At 69.3% G+C, this 9,828-nt stretch carries 11 protein-coding genes; 6 read left to right on the forward strand and 5 right to left on the reverse strand.

Going from position 1 to position 9,828, the window contains the following annotated elements:
- Window positions 1-3: 3 nt before the first annotated feature.
- Window positions 4-399: a MerR family transcriptional regulator gene (locus AB0C26_RS29280; protein ID WP_360253992.1), complete on the forward strand. Its 396-nt coding sequence runs from the start codon at window positions 4-6 to the stop codon at window positions 397-399.
- Here the strand turns inward: AB0C26_RS29280 and nrfD are convergent.
- The 3 genes from nrfD to fdh are packed head-to-tail and all read right to left on the reverse strand — an operon-like array spanning window position 380 to window position 5,437.
- A complete protein-coding gene (nrfD, locus tag AB0C26_RS29285; RefSeq protein ID WP_360253994.1) occupies window positions 380-1,324 on the reverse strand; it encodes an NrfD/PsrC family molybdoenzyme membrane anchor subunit in 945 nt (314 codons plus the stop codon). The two genes, AB0C26_RS29280 and nrfD, sit on opposite strands and share 20 nt — an antisense overlap.
- Window positions 1,324-2,229, reverse strand: coding sequence for a 4Fe-4S dicluster domain-containing protein (locus tag AB0C26_RS29290; RefSeq protein ID WP_360253996.1), 906 nt, complete (start codon window positions 2,227-2,229; stop codon window positions 1,324-1,326). Before AB0C26_RS29290 ends, nrfD begins: the two co-directional genes overlap by 1 nt.
- A complete protein-coding gene (gene fdh, locus AB0C26_RS29295) occupies window positions 2,219-5,437 on the reverse strand; it encodes a formate dehydrogenase (RefSeq protein ID WP_360253998.1) in 3,219 nt (1,072 codons plus the stop codon). The genes AB0C26_RS29290 and fdh overlap by 11 nt, the downstream gene beginning before the upstream one ends.
- A 76-nt stretch (window positions 5,438-5,513) precedes the next feature.
- Here fdh and AB0C26_RS29300 point away from each other — a divergent pair, with 76 nt between their 5' ends.
- Complete coding sequence (locus tag AB0C26_RS29300; protein WP_360254000.1) at window positions 5,514-5,720, forward strand: hypothetical protein; 207 nt, start codon at window positions 5,514-5,516, stop codon at window positions 5,718-5,720.
- Here the strand turns inward: AB0C26_RS29300 and AB0C26_RS29305 are convergent.
- Window positions 5,717-5,950, reverse strand: coding sequence for a hypothetical protein (locus tag AB0C26_RS29305; protein WP_360254002.1), 234 nt, complete (start codon window positions 5,948-5,950; stop codon window positions 5,717-5,719). The genes AB0C26_RS29300 and AB0C26_RS29305 overlap by 4 nt on opposite strands.
- Window positions 5,926-7,266 carry a TIGR04013 family B12-binding domain/radical SAM domain-containing protein gene (locus AB0C26_RS29310; protein ID WP_360254004.1) on the reverse strand — a complete coding sequence of 447 codons (1,341 nt, stop codon included), beginning with the start codon at window positions 7,264-7,266 and terminating at the stop codon, window positions 5,926-5,928. The genes AB0C26_RS29305 and AB0C26_RS29310 overlap by 25 nt, the downstream gene beginning before the upstream one ends.
- A 260-nt stretch (window positions 7,267-7,526) precedes the next feature.
- On the opposite strand from AB0C26_RS29310, the gene AB0C26_RS29315 reads away from it, so the two are divergent.
- The 4 genes from AB0C26_RS29315 (at window position 7,527) to AB0C26_RS29330 (ending at window position 9,737) form a co-directional block, all read left to right on the forward strand.
- Window positions 7,527-7,871 (forward strand): metalloregulator ArsR/SmtB family transcription factor, encoded by a 345-nt coding sequence (locus AB0C26_RS29315; protein ID WP_360254006.1) that lies wholly within the window; start codon window positions 7,527-7,529, stop codon window positions 7,869-7,871.
- A complete protein-coding gene (locus AB0C26_RS29320) occupies window positions 7,861-8,313 on the forward strand; it encodes an SRPBCC domain-containing protein (protein WP_360254008.1) in 453 nt (150 codons plus the stop codon). Before AB0C26_RS29315 ends, AB0C26_RS29320 begins: the two co-directional genes overlap by 11 nt.
- Window positions 8,306-8,713, forward strand: a complete 408-nt coding sequence (locus AB0C26_RS29325) for a DUF6069 family protein (protein WP_360254010.1) — start codon at window positions 8,306-8,308, stop codon at window positions 8,711-8,713. The genes AB0C26_RS29320 and AB0C26_RS29325 overlap by 8 nt, the downstream gene beginning before the upstream one ends.
- Window positions 8,714-8,822: 109 nt before the next feature.
- Window positions 8,823-9,737 carry an IS5 family transposase gene (locus AB0C26_RS29330; RefSeq protein WP_360254012.1) on the forward strand — a complete coding sequence of 305 codons (915 nt, stop codon included), beginning with the start codon at window positions 8,823-8,825 and terminating at the stop codon, window positions 9,735-9,737.
- The last annotated feature ends 91 nt before the right edge of the window (window positions 9,738-9,828 follow it).

Below are 9,828 nucleotides of genomic sequence, written 5' to 3' on the forward strand. Positions count from 1 at the left end.
ACCATGGCGAGCGGGCTGACCGTCGGCGAGGTCGCGGAGCGGGTCGGGCTCACCGTGCACACGCTGCGGTGGTACGAGCAGGAGGGCCTGGTCGACCCGGTCGAGCGGGACACCGCCGGGCGCCGCCGCTACAGCGACGCCGACCTGGGGTGGCTCGAGCTGCTGATCCGGCTGCGGACGACCGGCATGCCGGTGCGCGACATGCGGCGCTACGCCGACATGGTCCGGGCCGGCGACGACACGGTCGGCGACCGGCTGCGGCTGTTCGTGGAGCACAAGGAGCGGGTGCTGGCCCGCATCGCCGAGCTCCAGGCCGACCTGGCCGTCCTCGACGCCAAGATCGAGATCTACGGGGAGCTCGATCGGCAGCAGCGTGAGGTCACGTCCGCCGTTCGTTAAGCTGATCACGCTGGGCGAGGCGCTCCCGCTGCGGCACCACCGTGTACTTCGGGTCCTTGGCCGACGCCACGCCGGCCTCGAACACGCCGAAGCGGGTCAGGGCCGAGCCGGCCAATAGGGACAGGCCCGAGAGGGCCGACACGGCACGTGAGCGGCGGCCGAGCACCGCACCGACCGCTCCGGCCGCCGTGAGCAGGCGGGCCGCCTTGAGCAGCTTGCCGGGGCGGCCCCGCTGGTAGGGCTCGCTGAGCAGCCCGTGGCCGTGTTCGACCTGGTGGCCGGCGACCAGTTCGATGCCCGCGCCCAGCACCGCCATCCGCCGGGCCGGCGTGCCGGGCGCCGCGATCAGGCCCACGCCGGCCCCGCTGGCCAGCGCGCTGCCGGCGAACATGAACGGCAGTTCCGGGTGGACCGCGTTCCAGCTCGGCACGGCCGTGTCCGCGAAGAGCACCGCGGTGTAGGTGGCCAGCGCCGGAGCGAGCGCCGCGGCCCCGTACCCGGCGAGGTCGCCCACGGGCGGCAGCAGCCGGCGAAGCAGGCGGGACGGGAGCAGCGGCGCGAACTCGGCCGCCCCGGCGACCGCCGCCACCCCGCCGAACGTGGCCAGCAACCACGTGCCGACCGACATCGGCGAGGTCGGCTTGGCCACCCGCAGCATGTGGTGGAAGCGTTCCGGCCGGCCCAGGTCGATGATCAGGAAGTACGTGCTGGCGCCGAGCGCGCCGAGCGTCGTGAGGCGCCCCGCGCGGCGCAGGTTCGTGTTCCCGGTGGCCTGCCCGCCCGCCGCCAGCAGCGCCGACCCGGCGGCCAGGCCGCCGGTGAACAGGTACGAGGCGATGTCGTGGGTCCACACCGGCGGCCGGACGATCGGGCGCCCGTAGTACGACTCGAACTCCGCCTCGGGCACCATGGAACGGTCTTTCATCAGCGCCTCCCGGCGAAGGCCACGACGGCCGAGGCGGCCATGGCCAGCGCGGCCAGCCCGGCCCGCTTCCACATCTTCGGCAGGTCACGGGTGGCCACGATCGGGTCGGGCGGCAGCCCGTACACCTCGGGCTCGTCGAGCAGCAGGAAGAACGCCCCGTCCCCGCCGACGCCGTTGTTCTCGTCGTGTCCGTAAAGCCGCGCCGCCGGAACACCCTGAGAATGGAGGTCGGCGACCCGCTGCTCGGCCCGGGTGCGCAACTCCGACAATTCGCCATACTGGATGGATTCGGTCGGGCACGCCTTCGCACAGGCCGGCGTCAGACCGTCGCCGATACGGTCGTAGCACAGCGTGCATTTCCAGGCCCGCCCGTCGTCCTCACGACGATCGATCACGCCGTACGGACAACCGGAAACGCAGTAACCGCAACCGTTGCAGATGTCCTGTTGCACCACGACGGTGCCGAACTCCGTACGGAACAGAGCGCCGGTCGGACAGACATCCAGGCATCCCGCGTGCGTGCAGTGCTTGCACACGTTCGACATCATCAGCCAGCGGAAATCCGACGTCGGCCCCGGCGACGCCTTGCCCGGCAGCTCCGTCGTCGGCATTCCCAGGAACTGAGGTCCGGCCGTGTCGCCGAGAACGTCACCGGTGACCGGCTGCTCGATGAACGCGACGTGGCGCCACGAATTCGCCGACAGGCCGCCCGTGTTGTCGTACGAATGACCCAGGAGATTGAAACCGTCGTCCGGGACCGCGTTCCACTCCTTGCACGCGACCTCGCACGCCTTGCATCCGATGCAGACGGAGGTGTCGGTGAAGAAACCCATGCGCGGGGGCGCGTCGACGTAACCGGCGTCGGTCGCCGGGTCGATCGGCCCGTACAGGCTGTTACTTCCCACTGTCGTCCTCCAGCCCGGCACGGCGGCGATAGTCCTGCACGTACGCGAGCAGGCCCGGACCGGCGGGCCGTCGCCCGGCCCGGATGTCACACGTGCCGACCTTGCTCTCCTGGATCAGCACGTTCGGGTCGAGGGTGATGCCGATCAGGTCGTTCGCCGAGTCGCCGGTGACCACGCCCTCGCTGCCCCAGTGATAGGGCATCCAGAGCTGATGGACGGTACGGCCCTCGATCCGCAACGGCCTCAGCCTATCGGTGACCATGACCCGGGCCTCGATGGCCGCCCGCGCCGTCACGATGTGCGCCCATCCCATGTGGGTCAGGCCGCGTTCCTCGGCCAGGGCCGGCGAGACCTCGACGAACATCTCCGGCTGCAATTCGGAGAGGTACGGCAGTTGGCGGCTCATCCCGCCGGCGGTGTGGTGCTCGGTGAGGCGGCTCGTGCTGAAGACGTACGGGAACACCTCGGCGTGCCGATCGGGCGCGCTGGGGTTCGTCAGGTTGTCGGTCCGGTCGTACACCTTGCGGGTCGGGTTGGCCTGCTGGCCGTAGAGCGGATTGGCCACCCCGGACTCGGCCGGCTCGTAGTGCGTGGGCATCGGGCCGTCGATGAGCCCGCTCGGCGCGTACAGCCAGCCTTTGCCGTCGCCCTGCATGATGAAGGCGTCGTCGCCGGAGATCGCCTCGACGCCGGAGGCGCCCTCGGGCGGCCGGTACGACGGCGGTTTGGTCTTCTCGAAGTCGGGGACGTCCTCGCCGGTCCACTCCCCGGCGGCCTCGTCCCACCAGACGTACTTCTTCCGCTCCGACCACGGCTTGCCGTCCGGGTCGGCCGAGGCCCGGTTGTACAGCGTGCGCCGGTTGGCCGGCCAGGCCCAGCCCCACTCGGGGGCGACGTAGTTCTGCTCGCCGCCCGGTTTACGCCGAGCGGCCTGGTTGACGTCGTCCTTGTAGACGCCGGTGTAGATCCAGCAGCCGCCGGAGGTGGAGCCGTCCGGCTTCATCTCCGTGAACGAGCTGAGCAGCTTGCCGCTCGTCAGGTCGTACCCGTTGATCTCTTTGAGCACGAGAGAGGCGTCCGGCTCGTCGTCGCCGTACTCCCAAGTCAGGTTTTTGATGCCCTCGTCTCGTGACTTGCCGGAATCGTGCAGGCGGGCCCGCAAACGGCGGCCGAGGTGGTAGAAGAACCACAGCTCACTGCGCGCGTCGCCCGGCGGGTTCACCGCTTTCTCACGCCACTGCAGCAGCCGCTGGGTCTGGGTGAACGTGCCCTCCTTCTCCACGTGGGAGGCAGCCGGCATGAAGAAGACCTCGGTCTTGCACTGCTCCGGCACGATCTCGCCGGTCTCCACCTCGGGACCGTTCTTCCAGAACGTGGCGCTCTCGATCATGAACAGGTCGCGCACCACCAGCCAGTCGAGGTTGGCCATGCCGAGCCGTTGCGCGCGACCGTGGGCCGACCCGACCGCGGGGTTCTGCCCGAGCAGGAAGTACCCCTTGATCTTGCCGTCGATCATGTCGAGGACCTGCTGGTACGTGCCGTGGTCGCCGGTCAGGCGCGGCAGCCAGTCGTACCCGTAGTCGTTCTCCTCGGTCGCCGCGTCACCCCAGTACGACTTGAGCAGGCTCACCGCGTACGACTTCGCGTTGGCCCAGAAGCCCTTCTGCTCCGGATGCCGGATCGCGTCGATCCACTGGTCGAACGTCTCGTGCTGGGTGACATGCGGCATCGGCAGGTAGCCGGGCAGCAGGTTGAACAGCGTCGGGATGTCGGTCGAGCCCTGGATGCTGGCGTGTCCGCGCAGCGCCATGACGCCACCGCCGGGCCGGCCCATGTTGCCCAGCAGCAGCTGGATGATGGCGCCGGTCCGGATGTACTGCACGCCCACGCTGTGCTGCGTCCAGCCCACCGAGTAGACGAGCGCCGTCGTGCGCTCCCGCCCCGAATTAGCCGTCCAGGCCTCACAGACCTCCAGGAACTTGTCTTGGGGTACGCCGCACAGGCGCTCCACGACCTCGGGCGTGTAGCGCGCGTAGTGCCGCTTGAGGATCTGGTAGACGCAGCGCGGATCCCGCAGCGTCGGATCGCGGGGAACGTCGGCCGGGATGGGCGGGCCGTGCGACTCCTGCTCGAGGCCGGAGGCGGTCTCCCGGTCGACGTGCGACTCGCCCTCCTCCTGGCCCTCATCCTGCTGACCCGCGTACTGCCAGCTCGACTGGTCGTACGCCCGGGTCTCGGGGTCGAAGCCGGAGAACAGCCCGTCCAGCTCCTCGGTGTCCTGGAACTCCTCGCTGACGATCATGGACGCGTTGGTGTACGCCAGCACGTACTCCCGGAAGTCCTTCTCGTTCTCGAGGATGTAGTTGATCACTCCACCCAGGAACGCGATGTCGGCCCCGGCCCGCACCGGCACGAAGCTGTGCGCCAGCGCGCTGGTCCGGGTGAACCGCGGATCGACGTGAATGATCTTCGCGCCGCGCTTCTTGGCCTCGATCACCCACTGGAAGCCCACCGGGTGCGCTTCCGCCATGTTCGAACCCTGGATGATGATGCAGTCGGCGTTCGCCAGATCCTGGAGGAATCCGGTGGCCCCGCCACGGCCGAAAGAGGTTCCCAGACCGGGAACGGTGGCGGAGTGTCAAATACGGGCCTGGTTCTCGATCTGAATGGCCCCGATCGCCGTGAAGAGCTTTTTGATCAGATAGTTCTCTTCGTTGTCCAGCGTCGCGCCGCCCAGGCTCGAGATGCCCAGCGTACGGTTCAGGGGACGCCCCTCGGCGTCGTTGTCCTCCCAGGTCTGCTCGCGCGCGGCGAGCACCCGGTCGGCGATCATGTCCATGGCCGTGTCGAGGTCCAGGGACTCCCACTCGGTCCCGTACGGCCGCCGGTAGAGCACTTTCTGCTGCCGGCGGTCCGTGGTGACCAGGCTCTTGCTGGCCGAGCCCTTGGGGCAGAGCCGCCCCCGCGAGATGGGGCTGTCCGGGTCGCCCTCGATCTGGACGACCTTCTCGTCCTTCACGAAGACCCGCTGCCCGCAGCCGACCGCGCAGTAGGGGCACACCGACTTGGCCACCCGATCGGCGGTCTCGGTACGCGCCGTGAGCTCCTTGGACCGGTCGGACTGGGCCGCGGCACCACGCCCGAGCGGGTCGGTCCCGGTCAACTGCCGGTAGACCGGCCAGCCCTCGATCCAGGTCCGCACGCCCACGACTCAGACCTTAACCCCCACACCGAAGATCCGCACGTGATACTGAAGGGCGATGGTCCCACCCGAAGCACCAGTGATGCGCCGCTGCCCCCGCTGCGGCCACCTCACGCGCGCCGACCGCATGGTCAAGGGCTTCGGCCGCGACTGCGCCACCCAGCTGGGCCTGACCGGCCGCTCCATCGACACCGGCCACGAGGGCCCCGACCTGCTCGACGTCCTCCGCGAGCAACTGGACGAGGAAGACGCCTGCGACGGCTGGGACCGCCCGGCCGACCGCCCCTAGTCGTTCCAGATGACGCCGAACGCCGCGAGCACCCCCATCGCGATGAACGCCCCGCCGACCACGAACGCCAGCACCTGGGTGAAGACGGACTGGAAGGCCGCCTCCCGCGGGCCGGTCGCACGCCCGAAGACCTCCCGGCTCGCGCGCGAGCCGGATCTCACGAACCGCAGGCGACCGACGATCACGGCGACGCCGGCGACCGCCATCAGCCCGTAGAGGATGCGCTCCATGGTGGCCTATCCGTCGGTGGGCAGCGTCGGGAGCAGGGTACGGCTACGACCGGGCCGGGGGTACGCCTCGGCCGCCGCGGCCAGGCGCTGCGCGTGGTCGCGCTGCCGCTGCCAGTGCCCGTAGAGCGCCCCCGCTGCGACAACCGGTCGACCTCGCTGATCGTCTCGGGGGCGACGTCACCCGGCGGGGCGTCCCGCCACGGCGTACCCGGCAGCGGCATGAAGGTGTGGGCGTGGATCCGGGCTCCCAGATCCGCGAGCTCCCGGGCTAGACCCAGCGACGCGTCCACGTCACCCTGATCCTCCCCCGGCATCCCGAAGATCATGTCCACGTTGATCTGGAACCCCTCCTCGATGCCGAGGCGCGCGGCCCGCCGTACCTCCTCGACGCCGTGCCCCCGCTTGGCCGCACCCAGCACCCGGTCCGACCCGGACTGCGCACCCACGATGATGTTCTTGTTGTCGCAGTACTTCTTGACCAGCCGCAACGCCTCCCGGCTGACATGCTCGGGCCGGATCTCACTCGGAAACGAGCCGAAGAAAACCCGTCCGTTCGGCCCGATCCCCTCCCGGCAGGTGGCCAGCAGCTCCTCGACGGCGGCCAGGTTCGGCTCGTCACTCCGACTGCCGTAACTCATCGCCGTGGGCGTGATGAACCGAACGTCGCGAAGCCCACGCTCCCGCATCCGATCCACATGCCACCGCACGTTCTCCACGCTGCGATGCCGAAACCGCGCCGAGAACATGAACGGCGTCTGGCAGAACCGGCACGCGTAGACACAACCCCGGGTGATCTCGAGCGCGTTGAACCGCCCCCATTTGAGCGCGAACCCCGGAAAGTCGTTGAGATCCCGCTGCCTGGCCTTGCCGCTCCGCTTCACCTCGCCGGCCGCGTCCCGGTAGGCCAGCCCGGTGATCCCGGCCGGATCCCCTTTGGCGTCGACCAGGCTCAGCAGGGTGGACTCCCCCTCGCCCACGGCCGCCATGTCCCACCCGGCGTCCAGCGTCTGCACCGGCTCGGCGGTGGCGTGCACTCCCCCGGCCAGATGCGTGACGTTCGGCCCGTCGGCGAGCCCGCGGATCTGCTTCAGCTCCTCGGCCAGCGCCGCCGCATCGGGCGAGTAGAAGGACCAGAGCACGAGGGTACGGACGTCGCCCGCCTCCCGGATGTGCCGCGCGGTCTCCTCCACGTCAGCCCCGAACCGCACCTCGTACCGGGTGGCGGTCTCGTGCTCACCCAGCGCGCCCAGCAGCACATGGAAGCCATACGTCACCGCCTTGCGGTAACGCAGCACCAACACCAGCTCCGGCTCCATGGCCGCGATTTTGCCAGAGCTCGCGGCGAGCCGGGTGGTGCCGCCCTTGCCGTTGGTGCCGGAGCCCAGCGCGCCTTGGCGCCACTCTCGACGGCCAGTCCCCCGTCCGTCACGGCCACGACCGTACCGGGGCCCCGATGGCCCGGGCAGTGCTCGGAAGCCGCCTTGCGACAGGAGGCGGCGGTGGCCCTCGACCGGCGGGAAAACCGGGATGGATTTCGACATTGAACCCGGCGGTTCAGTGTTCTATGGTGAACCACATGGTTCAGCAAGCGGCCCTCGATCGCGTCTTCTCAAGCCTGGCCGACCCGGTACGGCGTGAAGTTCTGATCCGGCTCGGTGAAGGGCCGGCGACCGTGGGGCAGCTGGCCGAGCCGGCCGGGATGAGCCTGACCGGGATGAAGAAGCACCTGCGGGTGCTCGAGGAAGCCGGGCTCATCGTCACCGAGAAGGTCGGGCGGGCGCGGGAGTGCCGGCTCGCGCCGGCGCCGCTGGACGACGCCATGAACTGGATCAGCTTCTACCAGCGTCTCTGGGCTCGCCGCCTGGACGGGCTGGACGTCTACTTCACGCTCCGGAAAGGGAACGGCGACCATGACGCTTGACATGCGAGTGACGCGGCAGCTGCCGGCGACGCCCGAGGAGGTCTTCGACGCGTACACCGACGCCGAGAAACAGAAGATCTGGTTCAGCATTCTCGATGAGGAGCCCGGCATCGTCGAGATCGAGGTGGACCTGCGGGTCGGCGGCCGGCAGACCGCGGTGTGGGGCCCCAGCCCGGACGCGCTGTTCCGCGAGACCCAGACCTTCGTCGAGATCGACCGGCCGCACCGGCTGGTCACCGACTCGACCGGCTCCGGCCCGGACGGCACCACCATGACCACCCGCATCGAGATCACCTTCGAACCCCACGACGGCGGCACCCTGATGACCGTCGTCCAGAGCGGCTTCCCCGCCCCCGAGATCCGCGACTTCTTCACCGGCGAGGTCTGGACCGGCGCGCTCGATCGCATCGAGGCCTTCCTGACGGCGAAGAGCGATGCCTAAGACCGTCCTTCTCATTCTCGCCGTCGCCGTCGCGGTCGCCGTCAACCTCCTGGTGTACGCCGTGGGGCGCGCCGCCGGGGGAACCTTCCGCTTCACCACGTCGGGGGAGCCGGCCGAGGTGGACGCCCTCACCGTCGCCGGGTTCAGCGCCGTTCCGTTGCTGATCGGCTTGACTGCGGTGGCCCTGCTCGGCCCGTGGGCCGCCCGCACCGCGCTGGTTCTGGCCCCGCTGCTGGCCCTGGCCACCATCCCGCTGCTGACCCTGCCCGCCGACTTCGACACGGTCAGCACCGTGACGCTCGCCCTCTGCCACCTCACGCTCGTCCCGTTCGCCGTGGCCGCGATCCGCGCCCTCGCGCCGCTCCCTCGGCGGGTTCGGTTAACCGAACCCGCCGACTAGGCCGTGTTTCGTAGCGGCGTCGATGTTGAGGCGTGTTGGTGATCGATAACAGAAGAGGTCTCCGGTAGTTGGTTCAGCGACCAAGCTAGAACTTCACACCGGAGACCTCGTGCCGAGCGTAGCGGCAGCGAGGCGACACGACCTGACCGACATGCAGTGGGCGGTTCTCGAGCCGTTGCTGCCTGCGGGAACGGGTCGTGATCGGCCGCGCAGATGGACCATCAGAGTGATCATTGACGGGATTCGGTGGCGGGTGCGGACCGGCTCGCCCTGGCGGGACGTGCCCGAGGTGTACCCGCCCTGGCAGACCCTCTATCGATGGTTCCGCCGTTGGCAGCGTGACGGCGTCTGGGAACAGATCTTGGCTCTATTGCAGGCTCGGGCGGACGCGGCCGGGTTGATCGGCTGGACCGTCAGCGTGGACTCGACCATCAGCCGCGCCCATCAGCACGCGGCTGGAGCTCGCCGTGATGGCCACGCTCAGAAGGAGCCGCCCGGTGGCGTGCGGGCCGAGCCGGCAGATCACGGACTCGGCCGATCTCGGGGCGGCTGGACCACCAAGACGCACCTGGCCTGCGAACAAGGCCGCAAGCTGATGGCAGTGATCGTGACTGCCGGACAACGCGGCGACAGCCCGCAGTTCATCACGGTGCTGGCCAGACTCCGCGTCGCTCGGATCAGTGGCGGCAGGCCACGCACGCGGCCGGACACCGTCCTCGCCGACAAGGCATACACGTCCAAGGCCAACCGGGCTCACCTGCGCTCGCGTGGCATCCGAGCATGCATCCCCAGCAAGACCGACCAGGACGCGCACCGCAAAGCCAAAGGGTCGAAAGGCGGGCGCCCGCCCGCCTTCGACCCCGAGGTCTACCGCCTGCGCCACGCTGTCGAGTGCGGCATCAACCAGCTCAAACAACACCGCGCCATGGCCACCAGGTACGACAAACTCGCCGTACGCTACGAAGCCACCCTCACCATCGCCGCCATCAACCAATGGCTCCGCGCACTACGAAACACGGCCTAGCTTGAGTTTTAACCTGTTCGGCGTGGCCGTGGAGTGGTTGAGGGCTTCTTTCTGGGTGTGCTTTTCGGGCGATCGTTCCTGGTGACGATGT

This window comes from Actinoplanes sp. NPDC048796 (assembly GCF_040650035.1).
Taxonomy (GTDB): Bacteria; Actinomycetota; Actinomycetes; order Mycobacteriales; family Micromonosporaceae; genus Actinoplanes.

What these genes read in the sequence shown, in the direction of transcription:
- AB0C26_RS29280 (WP_360253992.1), top strand. Translation starts at nt 4, where the DNA reads ATGGCGAGCGGGCTGACCGTCGGCGAGGTCGCGGAGCGGGTCGGGCTC.
- nrfD (WP_360253994.1), bottom strand. Translation starts at nt 1,324, where the DNA reads ATGAAAGACCGTTCCATGGTGCCCGAGGCGGAGTTCGAGTCGTACTAC.
- AB0C26_RS29300 (WP_360254000.1), top strand. Translation starts at nt 5,514, where the DNA reads ATGCGCCGCTGCCCCCGCTGCGGCCACCTCACGCGCGCCGACCGCATG.
- AB0C26_RS29305 (WP_360254002.1), bottom strand. Translation starts at nt 5,950, where the DNA reads ATGGAGCGCATCCTCTACGGGCTGATGGCGGTCGCCGGCGTCGCCGTG.
- AB0C26_RS29310 (WP_360254004.1), bottom strand. Translation starts at nt 7,266, where the DNA reads ATGGAGCCGGAGCTGGTGTTGGTGCTGCGTTACCGCAAGGCGGTGACG.
- AB0C26_RS29315 (WP_360254006.1), top strand. Translation starts at nt 7,527, where the DNA reads ATGGTTCAGCAAGCGGCCCTCGATCGCGTCTTCTCAAGCCTGGCCGAC.
- AB0C26_RS29320 (WP_360254008.1), top strand. Translation starts at nt 7,861, where the DNA reads ATGACGCTTGACATGCGAGTGACGCGGCAGCTGCCGGCGACGCCCGAG.
- AB0C26_RS29325 (WP_360254010.1), top strand. Translation starts at nt 8,306, where the DNA reads ATGCCTAAGACCGTCCTTCTCATTCTCGCCGTCGCCGTCGCGGTCGCC.